This is a genomic window from Actinopolymorpha sp. B9G3 (assembly GCF_040120725.1).
Classification (GTDB): Bacteria; Actinomycetota; Actinomycetes; order Propionibacteriales; family Actinopolymorphaceae; genus Thermasporomyces.
This window is the reverse complement of the sequence record NZ_JBEEAB010000013.1, coordinates 36,868-55,678: the sequence shown is the minus strand read 5'-3', so window position 1 is coordinate 55,678 and position 18,811 is coordinate 36,868. Positions and strand designations below refer to the sequence as shown.

Annotated in this window: 18 protein-coding genes; 7 read left to right on the top strand and 11 right to left on the bottom strand. The window is 69.3% G+C overall.

Annotated features, from left to right (window positions below):
* Positions 1–21 precede the first annotated feature (21 nt).
* A complete protein-coding gene (locus ABNF93_RS21835) occupies positions 22–285 on the top strand; it encodes a DUF2795 domain-containing protein (protein WP_349329991.1) in 264 nt (87 codons plus the stop codon).
* Between the two features lie 182 nt (positions 286–467).
* Here the strand turns inward: ABNF93_RS21835 and folE are convergent, their stop codons facing one another.
* The 7 genes from folE to dacB all read right to left on the bottom strand — a co-directional run bounded on the left by folE (position 468) and on the right by dacB (position 8,379).
* Positions 468–1,067, bottom strand: coding sequence for a GTP cyclohydrolase I FolE (gene folE, locus ABNF93_RS21830; RefSeq protein WP_349330115.1), 600 nt, complete (start codon positions 1,065–1,067; stop codon positions 468–470).
* A gap of 58 nt (positions 1,068–1,125) precedes the next feature.
* Complete coding sequence (gene ftsH, locus ABNF93_RS21825; protein WP_349329990.1) at positions 1,126–3,165, bottom strand: ATP-dependent zinc metalloprotease FtsH; 2,040 nt, start codon at positions 3,163–3,165, stop codon at positions 1,126–1,128.
* 32 nt (positions 3,166–3,197) lie between these two features.
* On the bottom strand, positions 3,198–3,494 hold the full coding sequence (locus ABNF93_RS21820; protein ID WP_349329989.1) for a hypothetical protein: 297 nt from the start codon (positions 3,492–3,494) through the stop codon (positions 3,198–3,200).
* 21 nt (positions 3,495–3,515) lie between these two features.
* Entirely contained in the window at positions 3,516–4,073 is a 558-nt protein-coding gene (gene hpt / locus ABNF93_RS21815; protein ID WP_349329988.1) for a hypoxanthine phosphoribosyltransferase, read from the bottom strand.
* 365 nt (positions 4,074–4,438) lie between these two features.
* A complete protein-coding gene (gene tilS / locus ABNF93_RS21810; RefSeq protein ID WP_349329987.1) occupies positions 4,439–5,452 on the bottom strand; it encodes a tRNA lysidine(34) synthetase TilS in 1,014 nt (337 codons plus the stop codon).
* 78 nt (positions 5,453–5,530) lie between these two features.
* On the bottom strand, positions 5,531–6,844 hold the full coding sequence (locus ABNF93_RS21805) for an Rv3626c family coenzyme F420 biosynthesis-associated protein (protein WP_349329986.1): 1,314 nt from the start codon (positions 6,842–6,844) through the stop codon (positions 5,531–5,533).
* Between the two features lie 65 nt (positions 6,845–6,909).
* Positions 6,910–8,379 (bottom strand): D-alanyl-D-alanine carboxypeptidase/D-alanyl-D-alanine endopeptidase, encoded by a 1,470-nt coding sequence (gene dacB, locus ABNF93_RS21800; protein ID WP_349329985.1) that lies wholly within the window; start codon positions 8,377–8,379, stop codon positions 6,910–6,912.
* Positions 8,380–8,679: 300 nt separating this feature from the next.
* Between dacB and ABNF93_RS21795 the strand changes: the two genes are divergently transcribed.
* Both ABNF93_RS21795 and ABNF93_RS21790 read left to right on the top strand, forming a co-directional pair.
* Positions 8,680–9,177: an inorganic diphosphatase gene (locus ABNF93_RS21795; RefSeq protein ID WP_349329984.1), complete on the top strand. Its 498-nt coding sequence runs from the start codon at positions 8,680–8,682 to the stop codon at positions 9,175–9,177.
* A gap of 49 nt (positions 9,178–9,226) precedes the next feature.
* On the top strand, positions 9,227–9,652 hold the full coding sequence (locus tag ABNF93_RS21790) for a pyridoxamine 5'-phosphate oxidase family protein (RefSeq protein ID WP_349329983.1): 426 nt from the start codon (positions 9,227–9,229) through the stop codon (positions 9,650–9,652).
* A gap of 30 nt (positions 9,653–9,682) precedes the next feature.
* Here the strand turns inward: ABNF93_RS21790 and ABNF93_RS21785 are convergent, their stop codons facing one another.
* Together ABNF93_RS21785 and ABNF93_RS21780 are read right to left on the bottom strand one after the other, a co-directional pair.
* Entirely contained in the window at positions 9,683–10,492 is an 810-nt protein-coding gene (locus ABNF93_RS21785) for an SAM hydrolase/SAM-dependent halogenase family protein (protein ID WP_349329982.1), read from the bottom strand.
* A 24-nt stretch (positions 10,493–10,516) separates the two neighbouring features.
* Positions 10,517–11,791: a C40 family peptidase gene (locus tag ABNF93_RS21780; protein ID WP_349329981.1), complete on the bottom strand. Its 1,275-nt coding sequence runs from the start codon at positions 11,789–11,791 to the stop codon at positions 10,517–10,519.
* 284 nt (positions 11,792–12,075) lie between these two features.
* On the opposite strand from ABNF93_RS21780, the gene ABNF93_RS21775 reads away from it, so the two are divergent.
* The gene (locus tag ABNF93_RS21775; RefSeq protein ID WP_349329980.1) at positions 12,076–13,008 is read left to right on the top strand and encodes an MIP/aquaporin family protein; all 933 of its coding nucleotides are present in this window, start codon (positions 12,076–12,078) and stop codon (positions 13,006–13,008) included.
* Between the two features lie 37 nt (positions 13,009–13,045).
* Here the strand turns inward: ABNF93_RS21775 and ABNF93_RS21770 are convergent, their stop codons facing one another.
* Positions 13,046–15,019, bottom strand: a complete 1,974-nt coding sequence (locus tag ABNF93_RS21770; RefSeq protein ID WP_349329979.1) for an ABC transporter substrate-binding protein — start codon at positions 15,017–15,019, stop codon at positions 13,046–13,048.
* Positions 15,020–15,081: 62 nt separating this feature from the next.
* Positions 15,082–15,876 (bottom strand): phytanoyl-CoA dioxygenase family protein, encoded by a 795-nt coding sequence (locus tag ABNF93_RS21765; protein ID WP_349329978.1) that lies wholly within the window; start codon positions 15,874–15,876, stop codon positions 15,082–15,084.
* A 158-nt stretch (positions 15,877–16,034) separates the two neighbouring features.
* Between ABNF93_RS21765 and ABNF93_RS21760 the strand changes: the two genes are divergently transcribed.
* The 3 genes from ABNF93_RS21760 (at position 16,035) to ABNF93_RS21750 (ending at position 18,687) form a co-directional block, all read left to right on the top strand.
* Complete coding sequence (locus ABNF93_RS21760) at positions 16,035–17,027, top strand: AraC family transcriptional regulator (RefSeq protein ID WP_349329977.1); 993 nt, start codon at positions 16,035–16,037, stop codon at positions 17,025–17,027.
* Between the two features lie 11 nt (positions 17,028–17,038).
* Positions 17,039–18,286: a GNAT family N-acetyltransferase gene (locus ABNF93_RS21755; RefSeq protein WP_349329976.1), complete on the top strand. Its 1,248-nt coding sequence runs from the start codon at positions 17,039–17,041 to the stop codon at positions 18,284–18,286.
* Positions 18,287–18,405: 119 nt separating this feature from the next.
* Positions 18,406–18,687, top strand: a complete 282-nt coding sequence (locus ABNF93_RS21750; RefSeq protein WP_349329975.1) for a DUF8836 family protein — start codon at positions 18,406–18,408, stop codon at positions 18,685–18,687.
* Positions 18,688–18,811: the final 124 nt, after the last annotated feature.

The following is an 18,811-nucleotide window of genomic DNA, read 5'->3' as shown; positions in this document are numbered from 1 at the left end:
CCGGCCGCTGAAAGGAGCGTCATGAGCACCGCTGCCGTCGACATCGCCGATTCCCCCACGGTCGTTGTCGCGCCCGCTGAGCCCGTCACTCGCGTCGAAATCCTTGATGTCCTCGATGACGCCTTCGCCGTTGGCCCGGCGTCGCGTGGACAGCTGGTGAACGCCGCACGAGCACAGGGCGCTCGCGCAGAGCTTGTCGCACTGCTCGAGGAACTGCCCGACCGTCAGTACGTCCACCAGCGTCAGCTCTGGGTCCACATGCCGAACGTTCCGGTCGGCCTCTGAGCAGTCGGACAACCAGTTCGAGGGCTGCGCAGGTCGGGACCCGCACCACCCTCCAACGCAGCTGAGGCAGACGCCTCGGCGACGTTCTCGCGGCATCGGAGAACGTCGCCGATCCGTTTGCCGCGAAGCAGTGTCGGCGCTGCCCGGTCAGCCGGCAGACGGCGTCCACCGGCGGGTGAGCCTCAGCCGCCGATGATGAGGCTCATCGCCTCCGCCCGGGTCGCCGCATCGCGCAACTGTCCCCGCACGGCAGAGGTGACCGTCTTCGCCCCTGGCTTGCGTACTCCCCGCATGGTCATGCACAAGTGCTCACACTCGATCACGACGATCACGCCTCGAGGCCGAAGGATCTCCTCCAGCGCGTCGGCGATCTGGCTCGTCAACCGCTCCTGCACCTGTGGGCGCTTGGCAAACACGTCCACGAGCCGGGCGAGCTTCGAGAGCCCGGTGATCTGTCCCTGGGTATTGGGAATGTAGCCGACGTGCGCCGATCCGGTGAACGGCACCAAATGATGCTCACACACCGACCAGACCTCGATGTCCTTGACGAGCACCATCTCGTCGTGCCCGATGTCGAACGTCGTGGTGAGGACTCCCGCCGCGGTCATCCGCAGCCCGGCGAACATCTCCGCGTAGGTCCGGGCCACCCGGGCCGGTGTGTCCTTCAACCCGTCACGATCGGGATTCTCGCCGATGGCGAGCAACAGCTCACGGACCGCCCGCTCGGCGCGTTCGTGGTCGAACGGCGGTACGTCGGCCGGGCTCCCATCCGTCGCGTTCACCGCTGCCGTGCTCTCGTCCGGCACATCCGCACCTGGTGGGCTCACGCTGCCGCTGGGCTCACGCGGGTCCGGCTGCCGGGCCAGGCTCGCCCGGAGGTGCGCCCGTACGGCCCTCCTGGACGTCAGGCTCGCCATCCGGCGCCGGGCCGATCACGAGACCACCTTCCGGGCCCTGGCCGTTGGGCGACAGCGCCGCCTTCGGCGTCTCGACCGGTGGGATCTCCGACGGCCGCCGGGTCGGCGAGCCGGTCCAGGCCGGCCGGATCTCCCGGCGCCGCACCGGCTCGAAGACCGTGGCGAGCTCTGCCTTGTCGAGGGTCTCGTGCTCGAGGAGCTCCAGGACGAGGTTGTCGAGGACGTCACGGTTCTCGACCAGGACGTCGAAGGCCTCCTGGTGCGCCGCGTCGACCAGCCGGCGGACCTCCTCGTCGACGAGCGCGGCCACTTCCTCGGAGTAGTTGCGCTGGTGGCCCAGCTCGCGGCCGAGGAACGGCTCGGAGTTGCTGTCGCCGAACTTGATCGCGCCGAGGCGTTCGGTCATGCCGTACTGCGTGACCATCGCCCGGGCCAGTCCGGTCGCCTTCTCGATGTCGTTGGCCGCACCGGTTGTCGGGTCGTGGAAGACCAGCTCCTCGGCGGCCCGGCCACCCATCATGTAGGCGAGCTTGTCGAGCATCTCCGAGCGCGTGGTGCTGTACTTGTCCTCGTCGGGCAGCGCCATCGTGTAACCGAGGGCCCGCCCGCGCGGCAGGATCGTGACCTTGTGCACCGGGTCGTTGCCGGGCAGGGCCGTGGCGACCAGGGCGTGTCCGCCTTCGTGGTAGGCGGTGATCTTCTTCTCCTTGTCGCTCATCAACCGGGTCCGCTTCTGCGGTCCGGCGATGACCCGGTCGATCGCCTCGTCGAGGGCGTCGTCGTCGACGAGCTTCTTGTTCTGCCGGGCGGTGAGCAGGGCCGCCTCGTTCAGGACGTTGGCGAGGTCGGCACCGGAGAATCCGGGAGTACGACGCGCCACGGCGAGCAGGTCGACGTTCGGCTCGACGGGCTTGCCACGGGCGTGGACCTGGAGAATCTTGTGGCGGCCGATGAGGTCGGGCGCCTCGACGCTGATCTGCCGGTCGAACCGGCCCGGGCGCAGCAGCGCCGGGTCGAGGATGTCGGGCCGGTTGGTGGCCGCGATGAGAATCACACCGCCGCGGACGTCGAAACCGTCCATCTCGACCAGCAGCTGGTTGAGGGTCTGCTCGCGCTCGTCGTGCCCGCCACCGAGCCCGGCGCCACGGTGCCGGCCCACGGCGTCGATCTCGTCGATGAAGACGATGGCCGGCGCGTTGGCCTTGGCCTGCTCGAAGAGGTCGCGGACCCGGGATGCGCCGACACCGACGAACATCTCCACGAAGTCGGAGCCGGAGATGGAGTAGAACGGCACGCCCGCCTCGCCGGCCACCGCACGGGCCAGGAGGGTCTTGCCTGTGCCGGGCGGGCCGTAGAGCAGGACGCCCTTGGGGATCTTGGCGCCGACCGCCTGGAACTTCGCGGGCTCCTGGAGGAACTCCTTGATCTCCCCGAGCTCCTCGATCGCCTCGTCACAGCCCGCGACGTCGGCAAACGTCGACTTCGGGGTGTCCTTGCTGATCAGCTTGGCCTTGGACTTGCCGAAGTTCATCACCCGGCTGCCGCCGCCCTGGAACTGGTTCATCAGGAAGAGGAACAGCAGGGCGATGAGGATGAACGGCAACAGGGTGGAGATGAGCGAGCCGAGCAGGCTGGGCCGGGAGATCTCGACGTCGTAGCCCTCGGGGAGCTTGTTCTGGTCGGCCTTCTGCTGCAGCAGCTTCTGCAGCTCGAGGTCCTGGCCGTTGACCCAGGCGGCCTTCATCTTCTCGCCGCCCTTGGTGGTCACCCTGATCTCCTGGTCGGTGCCGCCGACGATCACCGCCGACGTGACCTTGTCCGACCGGATCTGGTCGACCACCTTGTAGGTGTCGGTCTGTTGGAAACCGCCCGATCGGGTCACGAGGTCGCCGATGAACAGGATCACGATGATGAGCACAGCGATCCAGAAGATCGGCCCACGGAAGAAGCGCTTAAGGTCCATACTCCCGGGACTTGCGGCCCCGTCCCTCCTGCTCATCCACCCAGAAACGCCGAGTAGGCGCTGCGGTTCTCCAGAACGACGTCGGTCATTCGAGTGGTCACCGCATCACACTCGCCCCACGGCGTGGGGAGAGTACGACCGTACACCGGGCTTATTGCCGGTACGGCAGCGGCGTACTCGAAGTTCTCCTCCTCATCAGCGAAACGTTGCAGCCGAGGTCGGGTGTTCCCAGCGGCTTCGGACAGGCCGGCCGAGCACGCCCATTTGGGATACCTGGCGCCACCCGGATCGGGCCCGGGCGTGGCAAATGCGCTCGAGCCCATGATCATCGCGAGGGATGACCAGCATCGTCAAACGCTGGTGTAGACGTGCGGCGCGAGAGTACCGACACAACGCAGGTTGCGGTACTTCTCGTTGTGATCGAGGCCATATCCGACCACGAACTCGTCAGGTATGTCGAATCCGACGTACTTCACCGAAACCGACATCTTCACCGCCTCCGGCTTGCGCAGGAGGGTGCAGATCTCGACCGACGCCGGACCGCGGGAGCGGAGGTTCGTGACCAGCCACGACAGGGTGAGGCCGGTGTCGATGATGTCCTCGACGATCAGCACGTTGCGGCCGGTGATGTCGGTGTCGAGGTCCTTGAGAATGCGTACGACCCCCGAGGACTCGGTACCCGAGCCGTAGGAGGAGTAGGCCACCCAGTCCATCTCCACGTGGCGGCCGAGGGCGCGGGCGAAGTCGGCCATCACCATGACGGCACCCTTGAGTACGCCGACCAGGAGGAGGTCCTGTCCTGCGTAGTCTCGTTCGACCGCGGCGGCGAGTTCGCGAACTTTGGCCTGGATCTGGTCCTCGGGAAGCAGGACGGTCTTGAGGTCGTGGTCGATCTGGTCGGGATCCACGTGGGGTCTCCGGCGAGTGTCGAACGGACGGTGGAGGAGAAGTACTCGGCGAGGCACAGCTGTAGCTGTCTGTACCTGTGGGCGCCTCGAACCTCACTGCGATGGCCAGCGTGCCACAGCAGGTTCGGACTCGGACGGTCAGCCCTGTCCGTCGACTCGCGCTGGTTGGTGGGGCGATCAGGCGGAGCCGTAAATGACCACGCTGAGCAGGCCCTCGGTACGCGGACCATGCGTCGGCACCTGTCCTGGCACCACGAGCCTGCTCAGCGTGGTCATTCGCGGCGCGCAGGCTGCTCAGCGTGGTCATTCGCGACACCGAGCCTGCTCAGCGTGGTCATTCGCGACACCGAGCCTGCTCAGCGTGGTCATTTGCCACGAGGGTGGTGGGACGCGGCGGTGAAGCAGAGCAGGTCGGTACGACGGTGCGCCCGGACCCCACCCGGCAGGTCGACCCAGGCCTGGCCACGCCACTCGACGACCAGCGCGTCCACGGCGGCGACGTGGCTCGCGAACAGGTCCGTGCCCGGGCAGCCGGCGCGGAGTGCGGCCCGGTGGATGACCCGCCGCCGGACGGCCGCGGGCACCGCCACCAGCCGGTCGACGTGCAGGGCGAGGTTCGGCGCCGTGTCGTCCGTCACGCAGTCGGCGTACGCACGATCCGCCCACGCGTCGAGGGCGTCGGCATCGTCGCGGAGCAGGTCGGCGGTACGGGCGAGCGCGGAGGCGACGCCCGGGCCCAGCTCGCGTTCCAGCACCGGAAGGACCCGCTGCCGCACGCGCACCCGCGTGTACGCCGGATCCGTGTTGTGCGGGTCGTCCCAGATGGCGAGCCCTTCGGCGGTGCAGGCGGCACGGGTCGTCTCGCGGTCGAGGCCGAGAAGCGGACGGCGGTACGCACCACCTGCGAGGGCGCGGCCCGGCATCCCGGAGAGAGACCGGGCACCGGATCCGCGAGCCAACCCGAGAAGGACGGTCTCGGCCTGGTCGTCTCGAGTATGACCCAGCAGCACGGCGACGGCACCCAGCCGCGCGGCGGCCTCGTCGAGCGCGGAGTAGCGGGCGCGGCGGGCGGCGGCTTCCGGACCTCCGGATCCGTCGACGCGCACTCTCGCGATCTCGACCGGATCCAGCCCGAGGGAACGCAGGAGGTCCGCGACAGCGGCAGCGCGTTCGGCCGAGCCGTCCTGCAGGCCGTGGTCGACCGTCACCCCACCCACCCGCCACGCACCCCGACGCGCCTCGAACGCCGCGGCGGCCGCGAGCGCGGTCGAGTCGGCACCGCCCGAGCCGGCCACCAGGACGAGCACGCCGGCGTCGAGGTCGGCGAGCGACCGCCGGACGGCCAGGCGTACGGCCGCCACCGCCGGGTGGGGACCCATCACCGCCGACCGGGGACCTGGCTCGCCCAGACCCGTTCGGTCACCGCGCCGCGTCCCACGTCGCTGCCGTCCTAGTTTCTAGGACGTGCCGCGCATGCGGCTCACCCATGCGTCCGGGTCGGCGATCTCCGCCTTGCTGGGCAGATGGTCCGGCGATTCCCAGACCTTGTTGAAGCCTTCCTGCCCGGCCGAAGACACGACCGCGCGGACGAACGCGGCGCCGTCGCGGTACTGCCGAAGCTTGGCATCGAGACCCAGGACCCGCTTGAGGAACTGGTCGAGCCAGTTGCCGCCACCGCGCCGCTGCTGGAACCGCTCACGGATCGTCGCGACCGACGCGATGACCTCCGGGCCGACACCGTCCATCACGACGTCGGCATGGCCCTCGAGCAGCGACATCACCGCGGTGACCCGGTCGATGATCTCCCGCTGGGCAGGCGTCTGGACGAGGTCGATGAACGACACCTCGTCACCGCCACCGCGGGCGATCCGGCCGAGTTGTTCGACACCCTGGCGGAGCTGGGAGAACATCGCGCCCGGGTCGAGGTCGGTGTGCTCGAGGAACCCGCGGATCTCTCCTCGCAGGTGGTCGCGCAACCAGGGGACGGCGGTGAACTGCACCCGGTGCGTCTCCTCGTGCAGGCACACCCACAGACGGAAGTCGTGCGGGTCGACGCCGAGGTCGCGTTCGATGTGGACGACGTTGGGCGCGACCAGCAGCAGCCGTCCCGCCGGCGCCAGGCTGGGTACGAGATCGCCGCCGCTCGACGTCGCACCACCACCACGACCACCATTGCCACCGCCGTTGCCACCGCCGTCAGGAGTGGCGCCCGGTTGGCCCGGCGCCGCGGCACCGTCGTCGGAGCTGGTCCGCGGCGCGGGGACCGCGCCCACCGTGTCGTCGGACCAGAACGGGTCGAACTGCCCCAGGACCTTGCTGGAAAGGAACGCGAGCAGGGCGCCGGCCTCGACCCCTGTCACCCGGGAGCCGAACGCACCCATCATCCCGCCGGTGGCATCGCTCCGGCGTTCCCGGACCTTCTCGACCAGGGGTTCGAGGATCTGCCGAAACGCATCGACGTTCGCCTGGACCCAGCCCACCCGGTCGACCACGACGACTGGCGCCCGGGCACCGCTGGCGTGCAGGCCGGTGTAGGTGCGGACATGCCCCTCTGCCTTGCGGGCGAACTCGCGGAGATCCGCCACGACCTCACGGGCCTCGTCGAGGCTGACGTCGGGTCCGGGTCGCAGCAGGCGGTGAGCGGTGGTGAGGGCAACGTCCCAGTCGACCATCTCGCCGCCGTCGGATCCTGCACCGTTGCGGTCTCGGGTGTCTCCGGGCCCTGGGCTGTCGGGGTCCGGGGTCCACCCCGGTCCTGCACGGTTGCTCATGGCCTCCACCGTACGCGGTCGGGCAGCGCCGGCTCGGACTGATCCGGAAGTGCCCGACACACTCGCTAACGGCAGCCGCAGCTGGCGAGTGCGGACGCGGCCTGGTCGATCGAGGGGCGCGGATCGTTCTGTCGTGCCTGGTCCGACATGACGGCGAAAGCCAGTAGGGCACCGTCCTTCGTCGTCACGACGCCGGCGAGCGACGAGACCGCGCTCAACGTGCCGGTCTTGGCGCGGACGATCCCGACACCCGGCGCGGACGCGTCACCGGCGAACCGGTCGTCCAGGCTGCCGGTGTAGCCCGCCACCGGGAGACCGGTCACCACGGCTCGCAGGTCGGGGAACTCCGGCCGCGCGGCCGCCGCGAGTGTCTGGGTGAGGACGTCCGCGCTGATCCGGTTGTCCCGCGACAGGCCACTTCCGTCGTACAGCTTGATGCCGGAGAGGCCCTCCACGCCCAGCCGGCTGAGGACGGCCTTGATCGCCTCCCCCGCTCCGGCGAAGGTCGCCGGCCGCCTCTCGGCAACCGCCACGTGGCGGGCGAGAACCTCGGCGCCGTCGTTGTCGCTGACGAGCAGAACGTGTTCGACGATGTCGGCGAGCGGTGGCGAGGAGACGGCGGCGAGCTCGCGGGCCTTGGCGGGGGCTTTGGACCGGGCGAGTTCGCCGCGGACGGTGATGCCCGCCTTCCGCAGCATCTGGAGGTACGCCTGGGCGGCTGTCATCGCCGGATCCGCCGCGCGGGGGCGGTGGGAGGGCCACGAGACCTTCGCCTCGTCGACCCAGAGCGCGGAGACCGGTCCGACCACACCGGTCGGGACGTACTGGCTCTCCCACGTCGGGCTCACCGGCTCGCGGAAGAGCGTGTCGTCGACGCGGACCGTCACCTGGGTGGTGCCGGACGCGCGCAACTGCCGGGCGGTGCGTACGGCCAGGTCCTCGATCGTCACGGGCACTCCCGTGCCGCGCGTCGCGTCCGTGGCGCGGGCCCGGGCGGCCGCGGTCGCGAGGAGCGGGTCGCCGCCGCCGACCAGCACGATCTCGCCTGGCACCGCTCCCGCCACCACCGTCGTCCTGAAGCGGTGCTCCGGACCGAGCACCGCGAGGACCGCCGCGCTCGTGAGGATCTTGGTCGTGGACGCCGGGATGTAGGCACCCGCGGGGTCCTTGCCGTAGAGCAACCGGCCGGTTCCGAGGTCACGCACGGCCACCGAGGCGTGCGGGCCGAGGTTGACCGGACCGATCGCCGCCGCGAGCGCACGCTCCAGACCGGCCCTGGTCGGCACTTCCGACCGGCCGGTAAGGGGAGCCAGCACCGGCCCGGCGGGTGGCCGGGTCGGGGTGGGACTCGGTGTCGGCCTGCCGACCGGCGTCGACGTCGCCGGCGTCGCGGGCCCTTGGCCCGCGCCCGCCCAGCTGAACGTCACACCGCCGGTATAGACCGCGCCGGCACCGGCCCCCACTCCCGTCAGGACGAGCAGCACCACCATCGTCAGTGCCCGCCGGCCGCGCGGTCGCTTCGGTTGTTCGGTCACGCTGGCTGACCCTTCCCCTGTTCTCACGTGCGTACGCCGGCCAGGAAACGCCGGCGGGCGCTCGTGACACCCCCGGAACGGTGAGGAGCCGGCGTGCCGGCGCCCTTCCGCACCACATACCCCGGTGGAGGGACCTTACGTGCCGGGCCCGACACCGCGTCACACGGGCGTACCCTCCGGGTTCTTCCCTCCGCCGCCGGCACAGCCCGACCACACCGCGCGGTGTGGTCGGTGTACCCCGAGGAGGTGTGCGGTGAAAAGCTGGGTCCGGCATTGATCTCACACCGGTCAGGAGCTGTCGTGGACGTCGACGTGACGATCGAGATTCCCAAGGGCCAGCGGAACAAGTACGAGATGGACCACGCCACAGGGCGGATCCGCCTCGACCGCACGCTCTTCACCGCGACGCAGTACCCCGCCGACTACGGCTTCATCGAGCACACGCTCGGCCAGGACGGCGACCCGCTCGACGCCCTTGTCCTGCTGCAGGAGCCGACGTTTCCCGGCTGCCTGATCCTCTCCCGCCCCATCGGGATGTTCCGGATGCGGGACGAGAAGGGCCGCGACGACAAGGTGCTCTGCGTACCCGCGGGCGACCCGAGACTCGACCACCTGCGCGAGATCGACCAGGTGGCCGAGTTCGACCGGCTGGAGATCGAGCACTTCTTCACCGTCTACAAGGCGCTCGAGCCCGGGAAGTCGGTCGAGGGCGCCACCTGGGTCGGCCGGGCCGAGGCGGAAGCGGAGATCGTCGCCTCGCAGCAGCGTCTGCGCGATACCCCGCAATCCCACGCATGAGTACCGGAACGGCTACCAACGCCCTGCCGGGCAGAAGGAGAGGGTCACCGTGGCTCTGACAGTCGACGAACGCGAGCAGTTCCTGGCCGAGCCGCACATCGCTGCCCTGGCGGTCGTCTCCGGGCAGGATCGCGGCCCGCTGACGGTTCCGATGTGGTACCAGTACACCCCCGGCGGGGAGGCGTGGATCCTCACCGGGGTCGACTCCCGCAAGACCGCACTCCTCAAGGCGGCCGGGCGGTTCACGCTCATGGTGGACCGGGTGACCCCGACCATCCGGTACGTCTCCGCCGAGGGTCCGGTGACCCGGATCGTCCCCGGGACGACGGAACATCTGCAGGAGATGGCGGGACGATACGTGCCGGAGGACAAGCGCGCCGCCTACGTCGAGGTCGCCCTCGCCGAGCACGGCGAGCAGGTCGCCATCTTCATGCGGCCGGAGCGCTGGGTCTCCTCCGACCTGGGCAGCCTCTGAACGACGCGTCAGCGTTGGGTCCGCCGGGTGTCAGGTCGGGCGGACCAGTCGTACGAGGTCGCCGAGCTTCGCGTTCAGGCGTACACCCGCGTCACCGCAGTTGACCGCGAGCGCGAGCCGGCCGTCGGAGTCGAGGTAGACGACCAGCTCCCCCACCGCGACGTCGGCGAAGGTCCGCCCCACCTGGGCATGGTCCACCAGGTCACCGACCTGGACATCAACCGTGCCTTGCGTACCCAGCGCGCCGACGGCGGCGAGCTCGGCCGGCCCACCGGCAAGCTGGACATTGCCGAACCGGTCGAGGTAGGTGACCTCCGCCGTCAGCGCGTCGCCGGCGAGCTCGCAGCGTGGCGCCGGCAGCCGGACCAACTCTGCCGGCGGCAGCGGTTCGCCGACCCGCCCGACCTCGCCGCCGCTCGCGAGATGGCCGGCAACCGGCGCGAAGACATCCCTTCCGTGGAAGGTCGGATCGACGTCGGGCAGCCAGAGCGCGACGTTGGTGAGGGCGTACGCCTGACGGACACCGCCGAGGATCTCGGCGGCCGGGATGAGCAGGCCGTTGTCGGGTCCGAGGAGCAGGCTCGGTCCGGCGAGCAGGGCGACACCCCGGCGCGACGTACCCACTCCAGGATCGACGACACCGACGTAGATCGCCGGCGGAAGGTAGGGCGCCACCCGGGCGAGCACCGCGGCGCCGTGCCGCACGTTCTGCGGCGGGACATCGTGGCTCACGTCGAGCACCCGGGTATCAGGCGCCGAGCGGGCCAGAATTCCGTGGCACACGGCGACGAACCCGTCCCGGGTGCCGTAGTCGGTGAGGAACGCGATGAGCCTGCGCATGAGGCTCACAGTCTCCCAGGACGCTCAGCGGACCTGCGCGACGTGGGTGGGCGTCCCCATGTACCACAGGGACCTCCGCTCGACATCGCGTCCCGGTCGTGGAGCATGGACCATCCGGCCGCGCCCGAGGTACATCGCCACATGGTGGATCGTGTTCGAGTCCTCCGGATCGCTGGCCCAGAACACCAGATCGCCCCGGCGGAGCGCGGCCAGCCGGATCCGCTTCGACTGCCAGTACTGGCCGCGGGCGAAGTGCGGCATCGAAACACCCGCCGCCTCCCACGCCCGCATCGTCAGCCCGGAACAGTCCCAGCTGTCGGGTCCGTCGGCGCCGAAGACGTACGGCTCACCGAGCTGGGCGAGCGCGTACCCCACCGCACGCTCACGTTGCCGCGTGGTCGGACCGCCGCCACCGCCGCCACCGTCATCACCGTCGTCCGGCGGCAGGTCGCGCCGCCTTTCCTCCGCCCGCTTGCGCGCCTCTTCGGCACGCTGCCGGGCCCTGCGTTCGAGCGCGTGCTGACGCGCGGCCGCGAGTCGTACGGACACGCGTTCGAGCCTCGCGAGCCGGACCAGCAACGCGCGCTTCTGGGCGGTGAGGCTGTCGACCGACCGTGACTGTGACGCGACCGAGGCCTTCACCTGCCGCCGGGCAGTGTCCGCCGCGGCGGCGGCCCTGCGTCCGATGTCGAGGGCGTCTCGTGCCTGGGCCTCGAAAACGGCCGACACCGACTGGCTGACGCGAAGCGCTTCGTACCGGCTCGCGACCGTGGCGGACACCATGGTCATGGTGATCGTCTGGTCCAGCAGGTCTTCCGGCCCGGCGGCATCGAGGTAGGTCGACATCGGGCCCAACCCCGGATCGAGTCGGTACGTCGCGGCCGCGATCTCGGCAACCGCCTGGCGGCGCCGTTCGGTCGTGCGCCTGGCCGCTGAGGCCTGTGCCGTCGTCACCCGTACCGCGTCCGCGGCCTGCGTCCGCCGATAGACGGCCGTGCTGTAGTGCTCCACCGCCTGCTGGGCGGCGACGTCGAGCCGGCGAAGGCGGTTGTCCGCGCGGGCGAGGCGTGCCTGGAGCTGGCCGAGCGACGACGCCGCGGCCCGTGCGCGCACCTGAGCGTCATGGACCAGTTGGGAGCTCGGGACCGTTTCCTGGCCCGCGCCAGATCCGGAGCCCTCGCCAGATCCGGAGCCCGTACCGGGTTCCGCGGCAGCTCCCGCTGGTAGGCCGACGACAAGGACGCCCGCCAGGGCGAGTGCGGCCACGCGGCCCGTGCGTCGCGAGTCAGCCAGGTCCACGACGTCGCCTCCCTTCGTACGTAGGACAAAAGGTCGGGGCCAGGCTGGGACGAACACCACCTGCACTGTGTCTTTTACGTACCTACGCCGCGCCGAACACGAAACGCGTCCCGAACGGGTCATCGACGGTGGAACCGGGTGCCCAGGCTGAAGCACAGGCATGTCTTTTCCTCACCTGGGCGCGAAGACCGGCGGCATCCGGAAGGGCGCGGGACCGCTGCGGGTATGGCCCTTTCGTACCCACGGGCCTGATCGTGCGTGGGTGGGACACCAGGGGTGGGACGGTGAGTGAAGAGATCCCCGCGCTGCGAAGGAGCCCGCGTGGGCTGAAGCGCGTCGGCGGGCTGTGGGGCGAGACCCTGGCGGAGTTCCTGGGTACGTTCGTCCTCATCCTCTTCGGCGACGGCGCGGTCGCGATGGCTGTCGCCGGCCTGCCCGGCTCGGGCCGCACGGGTGGACCGACGGTCATCTTCGAGGCCGCGGGTGACTGGCTCCTGATCGCGTTCGGATGGGCGTTCGCGGTGACGTTCGGGGTGTACGTCGCGGGAGGGGTCAGCGGGGCACACATCAACCCGGCCGTCACGCTGGGGTTCGCGGTGCGCCGGCAGTTCCCGTGGTCGAAGGTCGGTCCGTACGTCGTCGCCCAGGTGCTCGGCGCGTTCGCCGGAGCGGCGGTCGTCTACGCCGTGTACGAATCGGCGATCAACGCCTACAACACGGCTGCGCACACACCTCGGGGGTCCGGCGAAGCACTCAGTACGTTCTCGATCTTCGCGACGGTACCAGCGGGCTACTTCCACGGAAGCTGGGTCGGGCCGTTCGTCGACCAGGTAGTCGGCACTGCCCTCCTGCTCCTGCTCATCGTCGCCGTCATCGACCGGCGGAACATGGCGGTTCAGGCGAACATGGGGCCGTTCATCATCGGCCTGATCGTCGCCGCCATCGGCATCTCGTACGGCGCGAACGCGGGCTACGCCATCAACCCCGCCCGCGACTTCGGACCGCGCGTCTTCGCGTGGCTGGCGGGTTGGGGTGAGACCGCGTTACCTGGTACGGATCCGGGGGCGTTCAGCTGGTACTTCTGGATCCCGATCGTCGGGCCGCTCGTGGGCGGTGTGATCGGGGTACTCGTCTACGACTTCTTCATCGGCGACGTGTTGGCCGCCCGGCGTACCGGTCCGCCCGCGGGTCGGGCCCGACCACCGGATGACAGCTGATCACCGTGCTGGGTGGAGCCCGTCCGAGCTCCTGTGCTCAACCGTCGATGTACCACTGCTCCATGCTGATGTTGACGACGATTCCGAACACTTCTTCCTTGACACCTTCCGGCACATTCTTGACGCGCTTGGTCCAGAACGTCGGATAGTAGGAGCGCTCGACCGGGTTGAACGTCCAGACATTGTCGCGATGACTCTCGAGGATGCCCTCCAGGGCGGCCTTGCCCTCTGGCGAGCCGATCGTTGCGGACATGAACTGTCCGTGCAGCTCGAAAAGTTCCTTGACCTCGGGAATGGGCTCCTCGCCGTCCTCGCCCTGGGTGCTGTTCCACAAGGCCCAGAGCGGACCCCAGTAGGTTCCCGGAAGATAGTCGTCCCACCCGGCACTCGACCACATGTCATGGGCAGCCCAGAGGCCAGTCGCCTTGATCTGGTTCGCCTCCTGGCGCTCGCCGGCAACTGTCGCATCGAGCTTGCGCACCGTGGTGAAGACGCCGACCTTCTTCCAGTGTTCAGCGATGAGCTCGCTCATCGGGATGTGGTCCTCGGAAGCGTCCTGGACTTCGAACGGAATGCGGAAGCGTGTCCCGTCGGGGCCCAGCCGAAATCCGTCGCCGTCCTTCTCGGCGAGCCCCATGTCATCCAGCAGCCGGTTCGCCTCCGCCACGTCGTACTTTCCGTTGCTCGTCTGCGTGGGAATGCTGGCGAACTCACCGAGGTAGAAGTTCTCGATGATCTCCTCACGGTTGATGGCCAGGTCCAGCGCCCGGCGGAAGTTGACGTCGCGCACGACCTCGCGCCACACCTTGTCGGGATGGGTCAGGTTCAGCGCGAAGCTGATCGGGAGCCGGTGCATCCGCGCCACATGCATGGTGACCTCGCCCTTGTCCGCCTTCTCCGCGATCAGCGAGATCTGCCGCAGCGACGCCCGCTCACCCAGATAGTCGAACTCACCGAACAACGCCCGCGAGGTCAACGTCTCCTTGTCCTGCACCAGCTGCGAACGAAGCTCGTCGATGTACGGCAGCTGACTCCCCGCCGAGTCGAGCTTGAAATAGTACGGATTACGTTCGAAGCCGAACACCCCGTCGCTGGCCTTCGACATCACCCACGCCGTCAACGTCGGATGCCCCATGAACTGCTCGTTCGAGACGTCGAGCCAGGCGCCCATCTGCTTGGCGATGAACAGGTTGAACCACTGGTCGGCGGGAATCGACTCCTCCTTCAGCATCTCCCGCAACTTCGCCTTGTCCGCGTACTTCTCGTGGAACTGCTCCAGGTAGTGCCTCGGCTTGATGATGTCGCCGTAACTGCGCCACTGGGCGATCCCGACCTGCGCGGGAAAAGTGCCGTACTCCGCGTCGAAGGTCAGGCTGAACGTGAAGTCGTCGATCACCTCCAACTTCGCCGGCGCATTGCTCGTACGACGGGCCGCCTGCAGATAGTCCGGGAAGATCGGCGTGATCTCCTTGTTATAAAGCACATCCTCGAACGCGAACCGCACATCCTCGGTCGTCACCGGCTCACCGTCGGACCACTTCAACCCGTCCCGCATGTGGAACGTGAACACGGTGTTGTCGTTGTTCGCCTCGTAACCGGCGACCACATTGCCCACGAGCGTCTCGCCCTGTGCATAACCAAACCCGTTGGGTGCCCAGAGCATGGGCTCGATGTTGCCGAGGAAGACGTGCGGGTCGAAGTTCGGCAACTCCTGGGGAAGCTGGAGCGTCCCGCCGTACTTGCCCTGCGCCAGCTTGACGAACTTCTCGTCCACCAGCACGCCCGGCCGGACGACGAACGGCTCCTTCGGCAGCCGCTCCGCAAGCGGCGGCAGGTCACCGGACTTCACCCGAGCCGCGAGAACAGGCGATTCCTTGTACTGACCCGGCTTGGGGGTGCCTCCTGCACCACCGCCGCCGTTCGAACCCGTGCCGTCCTGCCCGGAGCAGCCCCCCACCACGACACCGGCCGCGACAACGCCGAGAAACCTCCTGCGCGAAAGATCATGCATCGTCAAGACTCCTCCTCGGGGTCTCATGCGGCCCCATACTTCGTCCGAATCCCCGGCCGGGCTCAGCTGCGTGGGCGGGGGAACGTTTCGCCGTCGAGCGGGTCGCCCGGCCGAAGGCCCAGCGGATCGGTGACGACGTGCGGTGCGCCGGTGTACGTCGTCGCCGCGTCCATGTAGATGGACACATGCGCGAGCCTCGCCTGATCGGTGCGGTTGGGCAGCGCCATGTGCCCGGTGTAGCTGGAGTGGAACGTGCAGTCCCCGGCTCGCAACGGGACCGTCACCCGGGGAGACCAGCGCAGCGAGGGGTCGACCGTGAACAGGTCCTCCTCGTCGCGCAGGTTCTGCGGCCGGAACCCGGTCAGCCGTTGCGTTCCGGGCAGGAACGTCATGCAACCGCGTTCGGGTGGTACGTCGACCAGAGCGATCCACGCCGACACCGAGAGCCGGTCACCGGCGTGCGGCCAGTACGGCCGGTCCTGGTGGAACTCCGTCGCCACGTCGTTGTGCGGTTCCTTCACCAGCATGTGGTCGTGCCAGATGCGTACGGATGTCCCGATGAGCTGCTCGGCGACGCCCGCCACGCGGGGATGCAGCGTCAGCTCACGGATCGTGGGATCGCGTTGCCAGACGTTGACCAGCTGGGTGAAGACCCCACCTCCGGCATTGCTCTCCGAACGATGGGCTTCGAGGTACGCCTCGGCCGCGGCGCGGAACCTGTCGACCTCCGCGGGTGCGAGTACTCCACGGACTCGGACGAAACCATCCTGGCGATACGACTCGACCAGCGCCGTGGGAATGGCGCCGGTGGCCGGGTCGACGTCGCCGCGTCGTACGTCCGTCTCGTCGGTGGTCATGTGAGCCTCCCAGGACCGGGTGTCGGTGCCTGCCCCCAGGCTGGCCCTCTCCCCGGTGACGCGGCTAGGCCGATCCCGACCAGCACTCGGACGATCCTGACCTCGCCGACCGGAGCCGGTGGTCCCGTCGGCATCCGAAACCGGCGTACGATCCCTCGATGGCGTCGGCAGCCAGCGGACCCGCACCGGTCTACCGCGAGCACGACCTGTTCCGTGCCGCGGCCCTGCCGGTGCTCGCCGGCATCTACGACCTCGAGGGCGGCACCGAGATCCACGGGCACGACTTCTGCGAGATCGCCGTCGTGGGCGGAGGGACCGGCCGGCACGTGTGTGCGCAGGGAGAGGAGGAGGTACGCCGGGGAGCCGTGTTCGTCCTGCGCCCGGGCGCCTGGCACGGCTTCGTCGCCTGCGATCACCTCGTCGTCGCCAACACCTGCGTCTCCATGTCCGCGCTCCGGACGGATCTTGGCTTCCTGCGTGACGATCCGGGCGTCCGGGACCTGTTGTGGACCGGGCCGCTGGCCACCGGGAGCCACGGCGTTCTGCGGAGGAGGATCAGTGCCACCGACGCCGACGACACGATCGCCGAGATCGACCTCCTGCGGCAGCGGCTGGCCGCGCCTCCCACGTCCCCACCGGCGCACCGGATCGTGCTGCTCGGACAGTTGCTCGGCGTGCTCGGCCGGATCGCGGGCGGTGTAGCGGGCATGGACGCCGGTGCGGACGGCGACCCGTCGGCGCGGGCCGCCGGTACGGTCCACCCCGCGGTCGCCGCCGCATGCGCGCACCTCGACACCGAGCCCGAGCATCCCTGGCAGGTGGCGGATCTGGCCCGGCTGGTGAGCCTGGATCCGACATATCTCACGAGGCTGTTCCGGCGACATGTCGGGCTGTCACCGATCGCGTACCTCTCGCGGCTGCGGGCGGAGAATGCGGCAGGAATGCTGGCCCGGACAACGCTGCCGGTGGCCCGGGTGGGTGCCCTCGTGGGTTGGCCGGATCCGACGTACTTCGCCCGCCGGTTCCGGTCCCTCGTCGGGCTCACCCCGACCGCGTATCGCCGCCACCTTTCCCTCTCGACCGACACCCACGAGGCTCCGCGCGTCGTCGGAGGTTTTCCCGGCGCGAAGCGATCCCACAGCTCGGAGTAACGTGCCGGCTCGTGACAGACACCTCATCGACCATCCGGCGGGTCACGGGCGAGGAACTGCTCGCCACCGCGTACCCCCTGCAGGACTACGCCTTCGGCGCCACCCCGGTGGCCGCCGCGCCCCAGGTCGACGGCTGGCGGCGGTCTCTGGCCTACCGCGAGGACAACGTGACGCTGGTGTCGTTCACCGGCGCCGAGGCCTCCGCCACCGCGGTGGGGATCCCGATGCGCCAGCACGTCCGCGGCCGGACGCTCCCCATGCTCGGTGTGAGTGGTGTGGCGACGCATCCCGCGGCCCGGCGGCAGGGGCATGTCGCCCGCCTGCTCACCAGGCTGCACGGCGAGATGCGCGACAGCGGACACGTGGTCAGCACCCTCTATCCGTACCGGATGTCGTTCTACGAACGCGCGGGCTACGTCGGCTTCCCCAAGCCGCGCAGCATCCGGCTCTTCCCTGACGGACTCCACCGGATCCGCCACGCGGAGGTGCCGGGGGGCGAGCTGAGTCTGCACCGGATCGGTGCCGCGTTCGACGACTACCACCGCTTCATCGAACAACTGCTCGGCGAGCGCCACGGCTTCTCGGTGCCCCCTCGCCGTAGCGTCACCGAGCTTCGCGACTCGGACAGCCACTGGGTGATCCTCGCCCGCCAGGACGACGAGGTGGTCGGCGCGCTCCTCTACCGTACGAACGGATTCGGCCACGAGTTGCAGGGTTCCCGGTTCCTCAGCCGCGGTCTGGCCGGTCGGGTGTTGCTGCTGCAGTGGTTGGGGCTGCACGCCGAGCAGTACTCCGCTTTCACCTTCGAACTGCCGCCGGACGGCCGGCCGGACCTGTGGTACACCGACATCCGCTACACCGACGAAACCAAGATCGCCAGCCCGCTCCACAGTGCACCGATGGGCCGGGTGCTGTCCGTCGAAGGGCTCGCCGGGATCTCGGTCGGCTCCTCACGCGTGCGGGTCGAGGTCGTCGACGATCCGTTCGTCGCGGGGACGTGGCTGCTCGACGGTACGACAAGCGAGTTGGAGGTCAGCTCCGAGCCGACCCGATCCGGCGGCGCAGGCTCGGGTTCCGGCGCGGGCTCGGGGCCACCCACCGCGACGCTGACGTCCCACGGCCTGGCCGCGCTCGTCTACGGCGTACTCGATCCGGCGGAGGTCGCGCTGCAGGGCTACGGAAAGATCGACACCGAAGCGGCCCAGGCCCTGCGCACGCTGTTTCCCCCAGCGACGCCGTACCTCTTCGCGAGCTTCTGACCGGCGACAGTGCCCGACGGCCCACGGCGCCAGTCAGGTGATGGTCGCAGGTCGTCCGAGTCCGGCGGAACGTCCACGATTCGCAGACGCCGGCCCGGTTGATGGACGACGATCGACGTATGAAGGGCGACCGGGTCGAGATCGTGATCGATGCCGGTGGCGAGACGCGGACCTACGAGGTGATCGCCACCCGGATGGGCCGGCGCGTCGAGATCACGACCGGCCGGGGAATCATCGAGGTGAGCGAGGTGACGAGAGGCGGCACCCCCGTCCGCACCGCGCGATTCATGGCCAGCCGGGTGCTCGCCCTGGTCGAACATCCCGCCTCCCGTGTACGCCTCACCGACGACGAGGTGCCCACCCAGCGCCAGCCACCGCGAGACGGACCGCCGTTCCGATGATCGTGATCGTGTCCGTGATCAGGCCCCCCACCGCGCGACCATGAGCGTGCCCGACGCATGAGCCTGACCGCCGCGCGACTCGCGGGGAGGTTCCACCATGGCCGCCGTGTGATCAACGATCCGC

What these genes read in the sequence shown, in the direction of transcription:
- tilS (WP_349329987.1), bottom strand. Translation starts at nt 5,452, where the DNA reads ATGGGTCCCCACCCGGCGGTGGCGGCCGTACGCCTGGCCGTCCGGCGG.
- ABNF93_RS21820 (WP_349329989.1), bottom strand. Translation starts at nt 3,494, where the DNA reads ATGATCATGGGCTCGAGCGCATTTGCCACGCCCGGGCCCGATCCGGGT.
- ABNF93_RS21760 (WP_349329977.1), top strand. Translation starts at nt 16,035, where the DNA reads ATGGCGTCGGCAGCCAGCGGACCCGCACCGGTCTACCGCGAGCACGAC.
- ABNF93_RS21835 (WP_349329991.1), top strand. Translation starts at nt 22, where the DNA reads ATGAGCACCGCTGCCGTCGACATCGCCGATTCCCCCACGGTCGTTGTC.
- ABNF93_RS21770 (WP_349329979.1), bottom strand. Translation starts at nt 15,019, where the DNA reads ATGCATGATCTTTCGCGCAGGAGGTTTCTCGGCGTTGTCGCGGCCGGT.
- ABNF93_RS21805 (WP_349329986.1), bottom strand. Translation starts at nt 6,844, where the DNA reads ATGAGCAACCGTGCAGGACCGGGGTGGACCCCGGACCCCGACAGCCCA.
- ABNF93_RS21750 (WP_349329975.1), top strand. Translation starts at nt 18,406, where the DNA reads ATGAAGGGCGACCGGGTCGAGATCGTGATCGATGCCGGTGGCGAGACG.
- ABNF93_RS21765 (WP_349329978.1), bottom strand. Translation starts at nt 15,876, where the DNA reads ATGACCACCGACGAGACGGACGTACGACGCGGCGACGTCGACCCGGCC.
- ftsH (WP_349329990.1), bottom strand. Translation starts at nt 3,165, where the DNA reads ATGGACCTTAAGCGCTTCTTCCGTGGGCCGATCTTCTGGATCGCTGTG.
- ABNF93_RS21785 (WP_349329982.1), bottom strand. Translation starts at nt 10,492, where the DNA reads ATGCGCAGGCTCATCGCGTTCCTCACCGACTACGGCACCCGGGACGGG.